Annotated in this window: 17 protein-coding genes, 4 tRNA genes and 1 pseudogene; 15 read left to right on the forward strand and 7 right to left on the reverse strand. The window is 72.3% G+C overall.

Annotation, left to right across the window (positions count from 1 at the left end; all coding sequences use genetic code 11):
- Positions 1-40 precede the first annotated feature (40 nt).
- Positions 41-1,021, forward strand: a complete 981-nt coding sequence (locus tag ACIQUT_RS10895; RefSeq protein ID WP_403561715.1) for a glycosyltransferase family 2 protein — start codon at positions 41-43, stop codon at positions 1,019-1,021.
- Between the two features lie 28 nt (positions 1,022-1,049).
- On the opposite strand, the gene ACIQUT_RS10900 is transcribed toward ACIQUT_RS10895, so the two are convergent.
- From ACIQUT_RS10900 to ACIQUT_RS10910, 3 genes and pseudogenes are all read right to left on the reverse strand, one after another.
- On the reverse strand, positions 1,050-2,486 hold the full coding sequence (locus ACIQUT_RS10900; RefSeq protein WP_403561717.1) for a SulP family inorganic anion transporter: 1,437 nt from the start codon (positions 2,484-2,486) through the stop codon (positions 1,050-1,052).
- A 182-nt stretch (positions 2,487-2,668) separates the two neighbouring features.
- Positions 2,669-3,001: pseudogene (locus ACIQUT_RS10905) on the reverse strand (DUF6228 family protein); the annotation flags it as partial.
- Between the two features lie 305 nt (positions 3,002-3,306).
- Positions 3,307-3,795 carry a YajQ family cyclic di-GMP-binding protein gene (locus ACIQUT_RS10910; protein ID WP_179173479.1) on the reverse strand — a complete coding sequence of 163 codons (489 nt, stop codon included), beginning with the start codon at positions 3,793-3,795 and terminating at the stop codon, positions 3,307-3,309.
- A gap of 202 nt (positions 3,796-3,997) precedes the next feature.
- Here ACIQUT_RS10910 and ACIQUT_RS10915 point away from each other — a divergent pair.
- Positions 3,998-4,079, forward strand: a tRNA-Tyr gene (locus tag ACIQUT_RS10915).
- A 425-nt stretch (positions 4,080-4,504) separates the two neighbouring features.
- A complete protein-coding gene (locus ACIQUT_RS10920; protein ID WP_403561719.1) occupies positions 4,505-4,939 on the forward strand; it encodes a hypothetical protein in 435 nt (144 codons plus the stop codon).
- A gap of 160 nt (positions 4,940-5,099) precedes the next feature.
- Here ACIQUT_RS10920 and ACIQUT_RS10925 read toward each other — a convergent pair whose 3' ends face one another.
- Positions 5,100-5,756, reverse strand: a complete 657-nt coding sequence (locus ACIQUT_RS10925; RefSeq protein WP_403561721.1) for an SDR family oxidoreductase — start codon at positions 5,754-5,756, stop codon at positions 5,100-5,102.
- Positions 5,757-5,809: 53 nt separating this feature from the next.
- Positions 5,810-7,135 (reverse strand): amidohydrolase family protein, encoded by a 1,326-nt coding sequence (locus tag ACIQUT_RS10930; RefSeq protein WP_403561723.1) that lies wholly within the window; start codon positions 7,133-7,135, stop codon positions 5,810-5,812.
- 449 nt (positions 7,136-7,584) lie between these two features.
- On the opposite strand from ACIQUT_RS10930, the gene ACIQUT_RS10935 reads away from it, so the two are divergent.
- From ACIQUT_RS10935 to ACIQUT_RS10975, 9 genes are all read left to right on the forward strand, one after another.
- Positions 7,585-7,657: transfer RNA gene (locus ACIQUT_RS10935), tRNA-Thr, on the forward strand.
- A gap of 48 nt (positions 7,658-7,705) precedes the next feature.
- Positions 7,706-7,778, forward strand: a tRNA-Met gene (locus ACIQUT_RS10940).
- Between the two features lie 89 nt (positions 7,779-7,867).
- Positions 7,868-8,032, forward strand: coding sequence for a 50S ribosomal protein L33 (gene rpmG, locus ACIQUT_RS10945; RefSeq protein ID WP_003956487.1), 165 nt, complete (start codon positions 7,868-7,870; stop codon positions 8,030-8,032).
- 127 nt (positions 8,033-8,159) lie between these two features.
- Positions 8,160-8,612, forward strand: a complete 453-nt coding sequence (locus ACIQUT_RS10950) for a MaoC family dehydratase N-terminal domain-containing protein (RefSeq protein ID WP_403561724.1) — start codon at positions 8,160-8,162, stop codon at positions 8,610-8,612.
- A 1-nt stretch (position 8,613) separates the two neighbouring features.
- Complete coding sequence (locus ACIQUT_RS10955; protein ID WP_403561726.1) at positions 8,614-9,042, forward strand: MaoC family dehydratase; 429 nt, start codon at positions 8,614-8,616, stop codon at positions 9,040-9,042.
- A 229-nt stretch (positions 9,043-9,271) separates the two neighbouring features.
- Positions 9,272-9,910 carry a TetR/AcrR family transcriptional regulator gene (locus ACIQUT_RS10960; RefSeq protein WP_403561728.1) on the forward strand — a complete coding sequence of 213 codons (639 nt, stop codon included), beginning with the start codon at positions 9,272-9,274 and terminating at the stop codon, positions 9,908-9,910.
- A 133-nt stretch (positions 9,911-10,043) separates the two neighbouring features.
- Positions 10,044-10,454, forward strand: coding sequence for a DUF3291 domain-containing protein (locus ACIQUT_RS10965; protein ID WP_403562478.1), 411 nt, complete (start codon positions 10,044-10,046; stop codon positions 10,452-10,454).
- The gene (locus ACIQUT_RS10970; RefSeq protein ID WP_403562480.1) at positions 10,451-11,575 is read left to right on the forward strand and encodes a UDP-N-acetylmuramate dehydrogenase; all 1,125 of its coding nucleotides are present in this window, start codon (positions 10,451-10,453) and stop codon (positions 11,573-11,575) included. Before ACIQUT_RS10965 ends, ACIQUT_RS10970 begins: the two co-directional genes overlap by 4 nt.
- Positions 11,576-11,590: 15 nt before the next feature.
- Positions 11,591-12,025, forward strand: coding sequence for a hypothetical protein (locus tag ACIQUT_RS10975; RefSeq protein ID WP_403561730.1), 435 nt, complete (start codon positions 11,591-11,593; stop codon positions 12,023-12,025).
- A gap of 7 nt (positions 12,026-12,032) precedes the next feature.
- On the opposite strand, the gene ACIQUT_RS10980 is transcribed toward ACIQUT_RS10975, so the two are convergent.
- The gene (locus ACIQUT_RS10980; protein WP_403561732.1) at positions 12,033-13,052 is read right to left on the reverse strand and encodes an adenosine deaminase; all 1,020 of its coding nucleotides are present in this window, start codon (positions 13,050-13,052) and stop codon (positions 12,033-12,035) included.
- Between the two features lie 355 nt (positions 13,053-13,407).
- On the reverse strand, positions 13,408-14,634 hold the full coding sequence (locus tag ACIQUT_RS10985; protein ID WP_403561734.1) for a pyridoxal phosphate-dependent aminotransferase: 1,227 nt from the start codon (positions 14,632-14,634) through the stop codon (positions 13,408-13,410).
- Positions 14,635-14,826: 192 nt separating this feature from the next.
- Between ACIQUT_RS10985 and ACIQUT_RS10990 the strand changes: the two genes are divergently transcribed.
- The 3 genes from ACIQUT_RS10990 (at position 14,827) to nusG (ending at position 16,261) form a co-directional block, all read left to right on the forward strand.
- A tRNA-Trp gene (locus ACIQUT_RS10990) sits at positions 14,827-14,899 on the forward strand.
- Positions 14,900-15,004: 105 nt separating this feature from the next.
- On the forward strand, positions 15,005-15,286 hold the full coding sequence (secE, locus tag ACIQUT_RS10995; RefSeq protein ID WP_403561735.1) for a preprotein translocase subunit SecE: 282 nt from the start codon (positions 15,005-15,007) through the stop codon (positions 15,284-15,286).
- Between the two features lie 84 nt (positions 15,287-15,370).
- The gene (gene nusG, locus ACIQUT_RS11000) at positions 15,371-16,261 is read left to right on the forward strand and encodes a transcription termination/antitermination protein NusG (protein ID WP_403561737.1); all 891 of its coding nucleotides are present in this window, start codon (positions 15,371-15,373) and stop codon (positions 16,259-16,261) included.
- Positions 16,262-16,363 lie beyond the last annotated feature (102 nt).

Here is a 16,363-nt window from a genome sequence, read left to right on the forward strand (position 1 = left end):
GGTCGGCGGCACCACCCCAACCCACGGGCAGGAAGAACCAGTGTCGGCTGCGATCACGGGCACGACCCTGTCGGTCATCGTGCCGATGTACAACGAGGAAGAAGCCCTCCCCGCCCTGGTGGCCCGCCTCCGTCCGGTACTGGACGGCACGGGCGCCGCGTACGAGGTGGTGGCCGTCGACGACGGCAGCACCGACCGGACCGCCGAACTCCTGGAGAAGTTCCGCACCGACTGGCCGGAGCTGCGGATCGTCCGGCTGCGCGGCAACTCCGGCCACCAGGCCGCCCTGCGCGCCGGCCTGCACCGCTCCGTCGGCGCGTACGTCGCCAGCATCGACGCCGACCTCCAGGACCCGCCGGAGAAGATCCCGGAGATGCTGGACCTGGCCCGCTCCCGGCAGCTCGACATCGTCTACGGCGTCCGCTCCGACCGCAGCACCGACACCGGCTTCAAACGCCACACCGCCGGCGCCTACTACTGGCTGATGCGCCGCCTCGTCGGCAAACAGGTGCCCGCACAGGCCGGGGACTTCCGGCTGCTCAGCCGCGAGGCCGTGGAAGCCCTCAAGGCGCTGCCCGACCAGCAGCAGGTCTACCGCCTGCTCGTGCCCTGGCTCGGCTTCCCCAGCGGCCAGGTCACCTACCGGCGGGGCGAACGGGTCGCCGGCGAGACCAAGTACCCGCTGAGCAAGATGATCCGGCTCGCCGTCGACGGCATCACGAACTTCTCCGCGGCCCCGCTGCGGCTGGCGACCTGGCTCGGCGTGGTCAGCTTCCTCGCCTGCCTCGTGATGATCGCCGTCTCGGTCGGGGTCTTCCTGGCCGGGCAGACGGTGCCCGGCTGGACCTCGCTGTTCGTCGCCATGCTCTTCCTCGGCGGCATCCAGCTGATCTGCGTGGGCCTGCTCGGCGAGTACATCGGCCGCATCTACACCGCGGTCCAGCGCCGCCCCACGTACTTCGTCGGCTACGACTCGGCGCGCGACGACACCCCGAAGCCCCCGGGCCCGAACGGCCCCTGACGCGCGCCGCCGCCACCCTCACGACCGGTCAGCCGACGCCCTCACGGCCGGCCACCGCGGCCCGGCCGCGGCCGGCCTCCCACCCGTGCAGGGCCGTCAGACAGGCGTGGTCGAGGTGGCGCAGCCCGCTCAGGTCCAGCCGCACCGGCTGCCCGGCCGGCAGCGCGTCCAGTGCGTCGAGCAGCTTCGGCAGCCGCAGGAAGCTGGCGTTCCCCAGGACCCGTACGCACAGCTCACCGCCCTCCTCCGCGACCTGCTCGACCTGCACGTGGGAGGTCTCCCAGGCCGCCTTGGCGATGGCGATGCCCAGGCCGACCAGCACCCCCTCGAAGAGGTTCGTGGCCACGATCGCGGCCGCCGTCGCCACCAGCACCACCGCCTCGCCCCGGTGCGTCCGCCACAGCGCCGCCACCGCCCGGCCCGGCAGCAGCTTCCAGCCCGCGTGCAGCAGCACCCCGGCCAGCGCCGCCAGCGGCACCACCGCCAGCAGCTGCGGCAGCGCCACCGCGAACAGCAGCAGCCAGGCGCCGTGCATCACCCGGGCCGCCCGGGTACGCGCCCCCGCCTCCACATTGGCGGCACTGCGGACGATCACCGCGGTCATCGGCAGCGACCCCAGCAGCCCGCACACCGTGTTGCCGACACCCTGCGCGACGAGCTCCCGGTCGTAGTGGGTCCGCGGCCCGTCGTGCATCCGGTCCACGGCGGCCGCGCTGAACAGCGTCTCCGCGGACGCGATCAGCGCCAGGGCGATCACCGTCCCGCAGGCCCCCGCCGACGCCAGCACCCCGAACGCACCCCAGCCGGGCGGCGCCACGGCCTCCACGACCCCCTCCACCCGCACCTTCTCCACCGGCAGCCCCAGCCCCAGGCACACCGCGGTCGCCGCCACCACCCCGACGAGCGCGCCCGGCACCAGCCGCAGCCGCGCCGGCATCCGCCGCCAGCCCACGATCACCGCGATGGTCCCGGCCCCCAGCGCCACCGCCGTCCAGTCGGCCTGCCCGGCCAGCCCCGGCACCGCCCCCAGCTTCTCCAGCGTCCCCCCGGGCGCCCGCACCCCGCCCACCGCGTACAGCTGCCCGGCGATCAGCACGAGCCCGATCCCGGCCAGCATCCCCTGCACGACGGCGACGGAGATCGCCCGGAACCACCGCCCGAGCCGCAGCACCCCCATCCCGACCTGCAGCATCCCGGCGACCAGCACCAGCACCCCGAGCGCGGCCAGGCCGTGCGTGGTCACCGCCTCGTACACGAGCACGGTCAGGCCGGCGGCCGGCCCGCTCACCTGGAGCGCACTGCCGCGGAACCAGCCGGTGACCAGCCCGCCGACCACACCGGTGACGATCCCCCACTCGGCCGGCACCCCGGAGGCGACCGCCACCCCCACGCACAGCGGCAAGGCGACCAGCGCGACGACGACGGAAGCCCCGAAGTCCTCGCGGAACGTGCCGGCCCACGGCATACGAGCCCCCCCTGACGCGGTGTCGGACGAGTACCCCCAGCGTGCTGGGCGCACCCCCCGCAGCCCAAGCCCCCACCGGAAGCCCCCGAGGCGCACAAGCCGCACACGCGGGGCACACGTCCCCCACGCTCCCCACGCCGCGCAGCGCGCGCCGCCTGCGCCCCCGCCGCCGACGGCGAAGGTCACACGGTCTGGAGGAACGCGGACACGTCGTCGGCGAGAAGGCGCATGCCCTCGCCCGCCTCGTGCGCCGTCGTGGCCTCGAAATGCCAGTTCGCGTCGGGGGCCGCGGCGTGCAGGCTCCAGGTGAGCCGCACGTGGCCGCCCGAGACGCGCCGGGCAGAGAGGGTCAGATCGCCGTTCACCGATTGCCGGGTGTGAGCTCCCTCCCACCCCCGGAAGTCCTCGGCCAGTCCGACGGGGAAGGAGTCGAGCCCGTCCCCGTCGAAGGTGCGCACGCGCACCTCAACGTCCGCCCGCTTGCCACGGGCGCGCACGAGGAAGTCGAGCACCGGATCGTTCGCGAACTCCGGTTACGGCCGCACGGCTTCGGCGAACCTCAGCCGAACCTCCCCCTCGGTCGCGCCCCCCAGCTCCACCGCGGCACCGGCCGCCCCGCCCCCCTCGATCACCCGCCCAGCCTGATCGCCGCGCAAAGAGTGCCCCGCCACCGGGCGCCCCGCCAACGGGCCGCACCGGCAGCCCTGTTCACGGTGCCGGAAACGGGCCCGCGGGCCCACCCGTCAAGACGGATGGGCCCGCGTCGGGGTGCGGCGAGGCCGAGCCGGCCGGCCTCGTCCGCGCAGATCCTGAGCCGTGATCAGCGGTAGTTCACGAACTGGATCGCGAAGTCCAGGTCCTTGCCCTTCAGCAGCGCCTGGACGGCCTGGAGGTCGTCGCGGCTCTTGGAGCTGACGCGCAGCTCGTCACCCTGGACCTGCGCCTTGACGCCCTTCGGGCCCTCGTCGCGGATCATCTTCGCCACCTTCTTGGCGTTCTCCTGGGAGATGCCCTCCTCGATCGAGGCGAAGATCTTGTACTCCTTGCCGGACAGCTGCGGCTCGCCGGCGTCCAGCGCCTTGAGCGAGATCCCGCGCTTGACCAGCTTGGTCTCGAACACGTCCAGGACGGCCTTGACCCGGTCCTCCGAGTTCGCCTCCATCAGGATCTTCTCGCCGGACCAGGAGATGGAGGCGCCGGTGCCCTTGAAGTCGTAGCGCTGCGAGAGTTCCTTGGCGGCCTGGTTGAGGGCGTTGTCGACCTCCTGCCGCTCGACCTTCGAGACGATGTCGAAACTGGAGTCGGCCATGTGCTGTGGCTCCTTGATGTCGGCTGTGGATGCCCCGGTGGGGCCGCGGCCGGCCCTACCCGGCCCGCTCGGCAAAGCCTAGCCACCGCACCCGCCGTCAGCGCTGATCAATCCGGTGGCGAAGCACCCCCGAGCATCGGGTATTGTTTACGTCGTTGCCAGGGAGAACCGCCGCAAAGCGGTCTCGAAGGCGATATCCCATGGCGGTGTGCCCGAGTGGCCAATGGGAGCGGACTGTAAATCCGTCGGCTTAGCCTACCCAGGTTCGAATCCTGGCGCCGCCACATGGAAAGAACGGCCCCTGATCTGCGGAAACGCGATCAGGGGCCGTTCTGTGTGGCATGACGCCTGCGACCTGCGGCTGCGGCTGCGGCCGGAGCGGGCCCCCGCTGCCCCGCGAGCGTGCCCGCGCGCTGCGCGACGAGCTGCGCTCCACTCCCGGGCCGAGCCACGTCGAGACGGCCGCGTGGCGAAGATCATAAAGCTCCGGTTGCCGACCGTGAGGCGCTGTAGCAACGTGGGGAGCGAAGGACTCGGGGCTGCCTTTCGACCGGTTTCGCCGTTGGTGGGAAGGGTGAAGGCGCGGCAGGGATTCCCGCCTGTTCACGGTCGCCTCACCCCCATGTTTTGCGCTGTGTGAGCGGCGTCTGTCGCCCCAGGGTCCAGGCGGCCCCCTGAACTCGTCACACGTCAATGAGCAGGTGGTCACATGTCCACGAGCGTGTCCCGCATGTCCCGCATGTTCCGCAGGTCCAACTCCCTCGTGGCTGTGGCCGCGCTGGCAATCGGCAGCCTCATGGTCGCCGGTCCGGCCCGGTCAGCGCCCGCTGTCGAGATGGGGACCGTGAGCTACACCGGCAAAGTGAGTTGCGAGTTCCGGTACCCGACCCCCGCCAAGTCCGTCCCCGTCAAGGTGAAATTGTCCAGTGGCGGAGGCAGGACTGCGGAGGACGTTGTCGACAACGACGGCCTGCGCACCGCGGACTACGGCCCTGTCGACCTGAACGCTCCGTTGGACTCCAAGTTCCAGCTCAGGGTCACCGTCACGTGCAAGGCCCCCGGTAAGGCCGCCACCACGTTCAACAGGCAGTTCGGGCAGAACGACCTCACCGATGAGCAGCCGGTCACCCTCGACATCAAGTAGGCGACAGCGCACAACGCGGCCCCTGATCTGCGGAAACGTAGATCAGGGGCTGTTCTGCGCGGTGTTCGGTCTGCGAGGAGCTGTACGGGCAGGAGTCCGGCGGGCGGTCCGGCGGCCGGGTTGGCGCCGGGTTCCGGCCGGCCGTTACCGGTCGGCCGGCTCAGTTGCCCGCCACGTCCTTGACGGCCACCGTCACCGGGACCGGGCCCGCGACCAGTTCCAGGGTCAGGCCCGCCGTCGCCGGCGTTTCGAGGAGCTCCGCCAGCACCGCCGCCACGTCGTCGCGGGGCACCGCGCCGCCGCCCGCGTGCGCCTCCAGGCGCACCAGCCCCGTCCCGGGGTCGTCGACCAGCGACCCCGGGCGCAGGACGGTCCACTCCAGGCCGAGGCGGGTGCGGACGTGGTCGTCCGCCTCGCCCTTCGCCCGCAGGTAGGCGTCGAACACGTCGTCGCCCTCGTGCTGGGCGTTCGCGCCCATCGAAGACACGATCAGGAAGCGCCGCACCCCCGCCCGTTCGGCCGCATCGGCGAACAGCACCGCCGCGCCCCGGTCCACCGTGTCCTTGCGGGCGATGCCGCTGCCCGGGCCCGCGCCCGCCGCGAACACCGCGGCTTCCGCGCCCTGCAGGATGCCGGCCACGTGCTCGACCGTCGCCGACTCCAGGTCGCAGAGCACCGGTTCGGCGCCCGCCTCCCGGAGGTCGTCGCCCTGCGTCCGGTCGCGGACGATGCCCGCGACCTCGTACCCGCGCACTGCGAGCAACCGCTCCAGCCGCAGTGCGATCTGACCGTGTCCACCCGCGATGACGATGCGCATGAGCCGACCGTACGACGACCCGGGCCCGCCCGCCCGCGCATACCGCCGGACGCTCAGGGGCCCGGCTCCATACGGCCCTGCCGGGGCAGGTCCAGGGCCACCGCGACCGCCGAGTCGCAGTACTCCCGCACGGCGCTCGTCCGGGCGACCACCCGCCCCCGGTGGATGACGATCCGGCTGTACGCGAGGGACAGCACCCCCGCGATCCGGTCCCCGCGCACCGCGAGCAGCTCCGCCGGGAACCCGGCCTCCACCCGCACCTCCGGCAGGCCCATCGTCTCCCGGGCGGCGGCGCTCACCGCGTCGTACGCCTCCGCCGGCCGCAGCCCGCCCTGGGAGGCCAGCAGGTACGCGGCCTCCAGCGGGTCGCCCCGCCCGACCGGGTTCCCGGCGTCGCGCAGGGCCCCGCTGCCGGCCGCGACCCGGACCCCGGCGGCCCGCAGCAGCCGTACGGGCGCGGTGCGCAGGCCCCGCCGCTCCAGGGCCGCACAGTCGCCCTGGGGCAGGCAGGTCACCCGTACGCCGGCCGCGGCCAGCCGGTCGGCGGCCCGGTGGGCCACCTCCAGCGGGAGCCGGGACAGGCCGCCGCAGGGGCCGATCGTCACGCCCGGCCGCATCCCGTCGGCCAGCTCGGCGAGCCGGGCCAGCCGGCCGGGGTCGTCACCGTCCGTGTGCAGGTCCACGGGGCAGCCGTGCTCGGCGGCGAGCTCCAGCACGGCTTCCACGAAGCCGGCCGGGTCCGGGTCGAGGTCCGGGCAGCCGCCGATGACCGAGGCGCCCATCCGGACCGCGTCCCGCAGCATGGCGAGCCCGTCCGCGCCCGCGGTCCCGGTCAGCAGCCGGGGCGCGGCCACCGCGGTCAGGTCGGCGAGCCCGCGCAGCGAGCGGCGGGCCGCGAGGACGGCCTCCAGCGCCCCGAGGCCGTACTCGCCGCCGATCCGGACGTGCGAGCGCAGGGCCGTCGCGCCGTGGCCCAGCTGGAGCAGGGCGGCTTCGGTGGCCCGGCGCTGCACCTGGTCCGGCACGTACGAGAGCGGCTCCTCGGCATCGGCGGTCAGGGCGGTGTCCCCGTGGGCGTGCGGCTCGGCGGGGGCGGGCAGCAGCAGGAAGCCGGACAGGTCCACCCGGGCCGACGCCGCGGAGGGCAGGCTGCCGGCGGCGCCGACGGCCTGGATCCGGCCGCCGCCGAGGCGGACGTCGACCGTGCGGCCGTCCGTGAGGCGGGCCCCGGCGAGCAGCAGCGCCGCGGACTCGGCGGCGGCCGCGTGGGCGCCCGGGCCCGGGCCCTCGCCGCGGCCGCTGCGGGAGGACCCCGGGCCGCCCTCGCCGCGGCCGCTGCGCGGGGACGGGGGCGGCTGCTGCGGCTGGCTGTCGGACATCGCGCTCCTGCGGTGGTGCGGTGGTGCGGTGGCTCGGGCGGGGGTCTCGGGCCGGAGCGGCCGGGAGCCGGGGGCGGGGCCCCGCGTGGCGCGGCCTGCGGCGCCTGCGGCCCAAGATCACGCAGCGTGCACCGAGCGTAGGGCGCGAGGCCCCCGCCTTCACGCAGGCACGCAGGCCGCATTGGTCGTACCGCCGGGCCGTCCCGCCGCTGCCGCGCTGCCGTCCCGCCACCGCCGCGCCACCGCCGGGCCCCCGCCGCCGCGCTACCGCCGCGACGCCGTCCCGCCATCGCGGGGCCGGCTGCCGTACACCGAGCCCGGGGGCCGCGTACGGGCCCGCACACCGGGCTCCCCGCCCGCCCGTCCAGCCCTCCGGATGGGGGTCCCGGGGCGGCCCCGGCAATGGATTTGGGCGTTCGGCTGGCAACCGTGTAATGTCTTCCTCGCTCGCCCCAATAGCTCAGTCGGTAGAGCGTCTCCATGGTAAGGAGAAGGTCTGCGGTTCGATTCCGCATTGGGGCTCTGGTGAGAGAGGCCCCCCACCCTCGGGTGGGGAGCCGATCACATCAAAGCGGCGTAGCTCAGTCGGTAGAGCAAGCGGCTCATAATCGCTGTGTCACCGGTTCAAGTCCGGTCGCCGCTACCCACAGTAGCCGATTGCGGGGTCGGTCTCCCGATCGGCTACTCTTTTATGCGTTCGATCCGTCCATTAGTCCGTCAAGGAGCACTCACGTGGCTGCCACCGACGTCCGCCCGAAGATCACGCTGGCCTGCGTGGAGTGCAAGGAGCGGAACTACATCACCAAGAAGAACCGGCGTAACAACCCGGACCGTCTTGAGATGAAGAAGCACTGCCCGCGCTGCAACTCGCACACCGCGCACCGCGAGACCCGCTGACACCGGCGCAGTCTCGAATCCAGGCAACGCCATGAGGTCGTCCCCTTAAATGGGGGCGGCCTCGTGTCGTTTCCGCGACATCGAGTCCCTGTCCGTGTCCGTCACTTTCCACAGGAGGTAGGGAGCCATGGCGCTCGACCAGTCCTTCGTCGGGCGGAGCTACCCGCCCACCGATCCGTACGAGGTCGGCCGCGAGAAGATCCGCGAGTTCGCGGTCGCGGTCGGGGACGAGAACCCCGTCTACACCGATGCCGAAGCCGCCAAGGCCGCCGGCTACCAGGACGTGATCGCCCCGCCGACCTTCGTCTTCGCCATCACCTTCGCGGCCGCGGGCCAGGTCGTCGCCGACCCGCAGCTCGGACTGGACTACAGCCGCGTCGTCCACGGCGATCAGAAGTTCGCCTACCACCGCCCCGTGCGGGCCGGTGACCGGCTCTCGGTGACCTCCACCATCGAGGCCGTGAAGACCATGGCGGGCAACGACATCATCGACATCCGCGGCGAGGTCCACGACGAGGCCGGCGAGCACGTGGTGACCGCGTGGACGAAGCTCGTCTCCCGCGCCCCCGAGGAGGCCTGAGATGACCGCGAAGATCAAGTACGACGAGGTCGAGGTCGGCACCGAACTCCCGGCGGCGTCCTTCCCCGTGACCCGCGCCACGCTCGTCCGGTACGCGGGCGCCTCCGGCGACTTCAACCCGATCCACTGGAACGAGAAGTTCGCCAGGGAGGTCGGCCTCCCGGACGTGATCGCCCACGGCATGTTCACCATGGCCGAGGCCATCCGCGTCGTCACCGACTGGACCGGCGATCCGGGCGCGGTCGTCGAGTACGGTGTCCGCTTCACCAAGCCGGTCGTGGTCCCGAACGACGACACCGGCGCCCTGATCGAGGTCAGCGGCAAGGTCGCCGCCAAGCTCGACGACAACAAGGTCCGGGTGGACCTGACCGCGATGAGCGCCGGCCAGAAGGTGCTGGGCATGTCGCGGGCCGTGGTCCGGCTGGCCTGACGCAGCCGACAGGCCCGACGCGGCCGGCCGGCCTCACGCAGCCGACAGGCCCGACAGGCCCGACGCGGCCGGCCGGCCTCACGCAGCCGACAGGCCCGACAGGCCCGACAGGCCCGACCTGTCCGGCCGGTCGGCCGGCGCAGACCGGGGAGGGGCGTCCGCAGCACCGTCGCGGGCGCCCCTTTCCCACCCCTTGCCAAGTTAGTGATCGGACACTAACTTTGTTTTCATGGTGAGGATGAGCGCAGAGGAGCGGCGCGAGAGCGTCATCCGCGCGGCGATGCACGAATTCGCCCGCGGCGGATACCACGGCACCTCCACCGAGGCGATAGCCAAGCGCGTCGGTGTCTCGCAGCCGTACCTCTTCCGGCTCTTCCCCAACAAGCAGGCGATCTTCGTCGCCGCGGCCACCCGCTGCCTGGAGGACACCCGCCAGGTCTTCGACCGGGCCACCGAAGGGCTCCACGGAGCCGAGGCGCTGGCCGCCATGGCCGGGGCCTACACCCGGCTGATCGCCGAGGACCCCGACAAGCTCCAGCTCCAGATGCAGATGTACGTCGCCGTGGCCGCCGCCGAGCGGGCCGGGGACCGGGAGTTCGGCGAACTGGTCCGGGCCGGCTGGCTCCGGCTCTGGGACACCGTCCACCTGCCGCTCGGCGGGGACGTCGACGAGACCACCGGCTTCATGGCGTACGGGATGCTGATCAACGCCCTGGCCGCCATGGGGTTCCCGCCGGAGCACCGGGTCTGGGCGGGGCTGGACCCCAAAAACAAGAAGGCCAAAGCCGAGGCCGAAGCCGAGACCAAAGCCGAGACCAAAGCCGAAGCCGAGGCCGAAGTCGAAACCGGGGCCGGGGAGAGCGCCTGAGGGCCTGCCCGCCCGGGCCGGCCCGCCCGCCTCGTCCCGTGCCTCCGTCTGGCTTCGGAAGTTAGTCATCAATCACTAGCTTGATCGCCCGCTCCACTCCTGTCCGTGCACGACCCGTACGAAGGAGCCCGCCATGCCCGACATGCCCTGGACCACCCCCACCGCCCCCGCCCCCGCCCCCGCCCCCGACGCCGAGGTCTACGTCATGGCCTCCCGCTTCGAGACGAAGACCCTGCTCGGGGCCCTCCGCTTCGCCCTCAAGTCGCCCGCGATCGTCTTCCAGATCCGCAAGGCCCCGGGCGCCCACGGCGCCGCCCTGCGGGGCCGGGTCGGCTCCCGGACCTTCCTCACCCTCTCCGCCTGGGAGAGCCGCGACGCCCTCTACCGGTTCGCCCGCAGCGAGCCGCACCGCTCCAATTCCCGTGCCGCCGCCGCGTTCATGAAGGAATCGGCCTTCACCTTCTGGACCGCCCCGGCCTCCGACCTCCCCATCACCTGGGAGGAAGCCGAGCGCCGGCTCGCCGCCGAGCAGGCCCGGTACTGACCGCCGGGACGTACGGTCCGTGGCCCCGCAGGGAACCCGCGGCCGCGGACCGTACTCTTGTCCACGTGCAGGAACTCCACGATGCCCCCCTCGCCCCGCTGACCACGTTCCGCCTCGGCGGGCCCGCCACCCGGCTGGTCACCGCGACCACCGACGCCGAGGTGGTCGAGGCCGTCCGCGCCGCGGACGGGAGCGGCACTCCGCTGCTCGTCATCGGCGGCGGCAGCAACCTGGTCATCGGCGACCGCGGCTTCGACGGCACCGCCCTGCGCATCGCCACCACCGGCTTCCACCTCGACGGCACCACCCTGGAGCTCGCCGCCGGCGAGAACTGGTCCGACGCCGTCGCCCGCACCGTCGAGGCGGGTCTCGCCGGCATCGAATGCCTCGCCGGAATCCCCGGCTCCGCCGGCGCGACCCCGATCCAGAACGTCGGCGCGTACGGCCAGGAGGTCTGCGACACCATCACGGAGGTCGTCGCCTACGACCGCACCCTCCGCGAAACCGTCACCCTGACCGCCGCCGAGTGCGCCTTCTCGTACCGCGACAGCCTCTTCAAGCACCAGCCCGAGCGGTACGTCGTCCTGCGCGTCCGCTTCGCCCTGGAGGACGCCGGCGGCCTCTCCGCGCCGATCAAGTACCCGGAGACCGCCCGCGCCCTCGGCGTCGAGGCCGGCGACCGCGTCCCGGCCGCCCGCGCCCGCGAGACCGTCCTGCGCCTGCGCGCCGGCAAGGGCATGGTCCTCGACCCCGCCGACCACGACACCTGGTCCGCCGGCTCCTTCTTCCACAACCCGATCCTGACCGCCGAGGCGTACGCCGCCTTCCTCGCCCGCGTCCAGGACCGCCTCGGCCCCGACACCGCCCCGCCCGCCTACCCGGCCGGCGAGGGCCGTACGAAGACCAGCGCCGCCTGGCTCATCGACAAGGCCGGCTTCACCAAGGGCTACGGCACCGGCCCCGCCCGGATCTCCACCAAGCACACCCTCGCCCTCACCAACCGCGGCGAGGCCACCACCGAGGACCTGCTCGTCCTGGCCCGCGAGGTCGTCGCCGGAGTCCACGCGGCCTTCGGCGTCACCCTGGTCAACGAGCCGGTGACGGTCGGCGTCAGCCTCTGAGGAGCCCCGGCCGGCATGCTCTGTCCACTGCACGGGGCCGGTACGGACCCCACCCGCCTGGTGGGGCGCACGATCAGCCGCATCGTCGCGTCCTGGCACGTCTGCGAGGGCGAACGCTCCGAGGCGCCCCTCGACGTGTGGCTCATCGACAGCGAGGGCGACTCCACCAGGATCAGCACCGGGTCCGACGGCTGCCTGATCGTCGAGTCCGCCGCCCCGCACGAGCCGTACGACATGGGGGAGTGGGGCCGGATCGAGGTCGGCGAGGACCTCGGCGACCACCCCTTCCTGCGCCACCTCGGCGACACCGTGGCACGGGTGTCCGAGTTCGCGGTGCCCGAGACCGGCCGCACCCAGCTGGAGATCGGCTTCGGCGACGGCGACGGCGAGCAGGTCCGGGCCGACTGCTGGCAGGGCGACCTGCGGCTCACCCGCAGACCGGCCGGCTGACCGACGGCTAACCGGCCAGCCAGTGGTCGATCCCCGTCAGCAGCTTGTCCTGTACGTCGGGCGGCGCCGCCGACCCCCGCACCGACTGGCGGGCCAGCTCCGCGAGCTCCGCGTCCGTGAACCCGTGGTGCCGGCGGGCGATCCCGTACTGCGCCGCCAGCCGCGAACCGAACAGCAGCGGGTCGTCCGCGCCCAGCGCCATCGGCACCCCCGCCTCGAACAGCGTCCGCAGCGGCACGTCCTCCGGCCGCTCGTACACCCCGAGCGCCACGTTCGACGCGGGACACACCTCGCAGGTGACCCCCGCCTCGGCGAGCCGCCGCAGCAGCCGCGGGTCCTCGGCCGCCCGCACCCCGTGCCCGATCCGCGCCGCGTGCAGATCGTCCAGGCAGTCCCGGACCGAGGACGGGCCGGTGAGCTCCCCGCCGTGCGGGGCCGCCAGCAGGCCCCCCTCCCGGGCGATGGCGAAGGCCCGGTCGAAGTCCCGGGCCATACCGCGGCGCTCGTCGTTCGACAGGCCGAAGCCGACGATGCCCCGGTCGGCGTAGCGGACGGCCAGGCGGGCGAGCGTGCGCGCATCGAGCGGGTGCTTCATGCGGTTGGCCGCGATCAGCACGCGGATGCCGAGCCCGGTGTGGCGGGACGCCGACTCGACCGCGTCCAGGATGACCTCGACCGCCGGGATCAGACCGCCCAGGTGCGGGGCGTACGAGGTGGGGTCGACCTGGATCTCCAGCCAGCCGCAGCCGTCGCGGACGTCCTCCTCCGCGGCCTCGCGGACCAGGCGCTGGATGTCCTCGGGCTGCCGCAGGCACGAGCGGGCGGTGTCGTACAGCCGCTGGAAGCGGAACCAGCCGCGCTCGTCGGTGGCGCGGAGCTTCGGCGGCTCCCCGCCGGTCAGCGCCTCGGGCAGGCGCACACCGTACTTGTCGGCGAGCTCCAGCAGGGTCGACGGCCGCATGGACCCGGTGAAGTGCAGGTGCAGATGGGCTTTCGGCAGAAGCGTCAGATCGCGTACGTGCTCCATCCGGTGATCCTGCCGTACCGCTGCGCTCAGCGGGAGGGTTTTCCCGATCGGCGTCTCGCCCGAACGCGTATCGGTGGCGGCGGGTATGCCGCTGCGCGGAGCGATGCCCCACCCCGCCCCTTCCCGAAACCGGGGCCTGTGGCCCCGGCCCCCGCCTGGGGCTCCGCCCCAGACCCCGCGCCTCAAACGCCGGCGGGGCTGGATTTTCCAGCGGGGTCCGGGGCGGAGCCCCCGGTTTCGGGAAGGGGCGGGGTGGGGAACGGGCCCCGCGCAGCGGCAGCCCCCCGCCCCGCCCGCGGAAAACGGCGGAGCGGCGCCGCCCCCCAGTAGGGACGGCGCCGCTCCGGAGCGGTGGTCAGGCCTTCGCCTCGGCCAGCAGCTTCTGGATCCGGGACACGCCCTCGACCAGGTCCTCGTCGCCCAGGGCGTACGAGAGGCGCAGGTAGCCGGGGGTGCCGAAGGCCTCGCCCGGGACGACCGCGACCTCGGCCTCGTCCAGGATCAGCGAGGCGAGCTCCGCGGAGGTCTGCGGGCGCTTGCCGCGGATCTCCTTGCCGAGCAGCTCCTTGACCGACGGGTACGCGTAGAAGGCGCCCTCGGGGGTCGGGCAGAAGACGCCGTCGATCTCGTTGAGCATCTTCACCATGGTCTGGCGGCGGCGGTCGAAGGCCTTGCGCATCTCGGCCACGGCGTCCAGGTTGCCGGAGACGGCGGCGATCGCGGCGACCTGGGCCACGTTCGAGACGTTCGAGGTGGCGTGCGACTGCAGGTTGGTCGCGGCCTTGACGACGTCCTGCGGGCCGATGACCCAGCCCACGCGCCAGCCGGTCATGGCGTACGTCTTGGCGACGCCGTTGACGACGATGCACTTGTCGCGCAGGGCCGGAACCAGCACCGGCAGCGAGGTGAACTTCGCCTCGCCGTAGACCAGGTGCTCGTAGATCTCGTCGGTCAGCACCCACAGGCCGTGCTCGGCGGCCCACTCGCCGATCGCCTTCGCGTCCTCCTCGCTGTAGACCGCGCCGGTCGGGTTCGAGGGGGACACGAACAGGACGACCTTGGTGCGCTCGGTGCGCGCGGCCTCCAGCTGCTCGACGGAGACCCGGTAGCCGGTGGTCTCGTCGGCGACGACCTCGACCGGGACACCGCCGGCCAGCCGGATCGACTCCGGGTAGGTGGTCCAGTACGGAGCCGGGACGATGACCTCGTCACCCGGGTCCAGGATCGCGGCGAAGGCGTTGTAGATCGCCTGCTTGCCGCCGTTGGTCACCAGCACCTGCGACGCGTCGACCTCGTAACCGGAGTCGCGCAGCGTCTTCTCGGCGATGGCCTTCTTCAGCTCGGGCAGGCCGCCCGCCGGCGTGTACCGGTGGAACTTCGGGTCGCGGCAGGCCTCGACCGCGGCCTCGACGATGTAGCCGGGGGTGGGGAAATCGGGCTCACCCGCGCCGAAGCCGATGACGGGGCGCCCGGCGGCCTTGAGGGCCTTGGCCTTGGCATCGACGGCGAGGGTGGCGGACTCGGAGATGGCGCCGATACGGGCGGACACCCGGCGCTCGGAGGAAGGCGTAGCAGACGTCATACCGCCAATCGTCCCAGAAGCCCCGGAGGCCCTGCACACCGTTCCGAACATCGGACGGACCACCCGGATCTGCGCTCTGTTCGACGTCAGGGCGTGAAACACGTACACTCACCTGTCGTTGGACCTCGCCGGCCACAGCAGAGCGTGAGCACTCCGTGCACTCGCCCGTATGCGGTAGGTTGGGGAACGCAAAGGGTCGTAGCTCAATTGGTAGAGCACTGGTCTCCAAAACCAGCGGTTGGGGGTTCGAGTCCCTCCGGCCCTGCTCCACACTCCTCCTCGGATGTGTGCGCAGGTACGTACTTAGATGCAACGCCGTGCGGCGCAACCGGGCGCGGCCACGGCCCCGACCCGGATTCAGGTGAGAGACGTGACGGACGCCCTGGGCTCCATCGACATGCCTGACGCCGAGGACGGCACCGCCGAGAAGAAGACCCGCAAGGGCGGCAAGCGCGGCAAGAAGGGCCCTCTGGGCCGCCTCGCGCTGTTCTACCGCCAGATCGTCGCGGAGCTCCGCAAGGTCGTCTGGCCCAGCCGCAACCAGCTCACCACGTACACCACCGTGGTGATTGTCTTCGTCGTCATCATGATCGGTCTGGTGACCGTGATTGACTATGGGTTCCAGGAAGCCATCAAGTTCGTCTTCGGCTGATCCTCGCGGAGGGCGGCGCCTTGATGGGTGCCGCCCGTTTTCGCATGTTCCACCACCTTTTGTATCCAGGAAGAAGCAGCCACCGTGTCTGACCCGAACCTGAACGCGAGCCACGACTCCGTCGAGTCCGTCGAGGACGAGCTCGACATCGTCGAGGCGGCAGACGCTGTGGACCCCGACGAGGCGGAGCTCGCCGACGCCGAGGCCGGTGCCGCTGCCGAGGAGGCCGCGCTGCACGTCGAGGACGACGTCGACGAGGACGTCGCCGACGCCGATGAGGACGAGGCCGCCGAGGCCGCGGCCGAGACCGAGACCGAGCCCGCGGAGGAGGCCGAGGAGGCCGCCGAGGCGGAGGACGTCGACCCGATCCAGGCCCTGCGCGACGAGCTGCGCACGCTGCCCGGCGAGTGGTACGTGATCCACACCTACGCGGGCTACGAGAAGCGCGTGAAGGCCAACCTGGAGCAGCGCGCCGTCTCGCTGAACGTCGAGGAGTTCATCTACCAGGCCGAGGTGCCCGAGGAAGAGATCGTCCAGATCAAGAACGGCGAGCGCAAGAACGTCCGGCAGAACAAGCTGCCCGGCTACGTGCTCGTCCGCATGGACCTGACGAACGAGTCCTGGGGCGTCGTCCGCAACACCCCGGGCGTCACCGGCTTCGTCGGCAACGCCTACGACCCGTACCCGCTGACCCTGGACGAGATCGTCAAGATGCTCGCCCCGGAGGCGCAGGAGAAGGCCGCCAAGCAGGCCGCCGAGGAGGCCGGCCTCCCGGCGCCCGCGGTCAAGCGCACCATCGAGGTCCTGGACTTCGAGGTCGGCGACTCGGTCACCGTCACCGACGGCCCGTTCGCGACGCTGCAGGCGACCATCAACGAGATCAACCCGGACTCGAAGAAGGTCAAGGGCCTCGTCGAGATCTTCGGCCGCGAGACCCCGGTCGAGCTCAGCTTCGACCAGATCCAGAAGAACTGATCTTCTGATCCACAGCTTCCGGTCAGGTCAGACCGCCCCGCAACGGGCGGTCTGACCTGCTCGGTTTTAAGCCCCGCACCGATACCCGCTATCGTGGTGCGG

This window comes from Streptomyces sp. NPDC090445, assembly GCF_044769385.1.
Classification (GTDB): domain Bacteria; phylum Actinomycetota; class Actinomycetes; order Streptomycetales; family Streptomycetaceae; genus Streptomyces.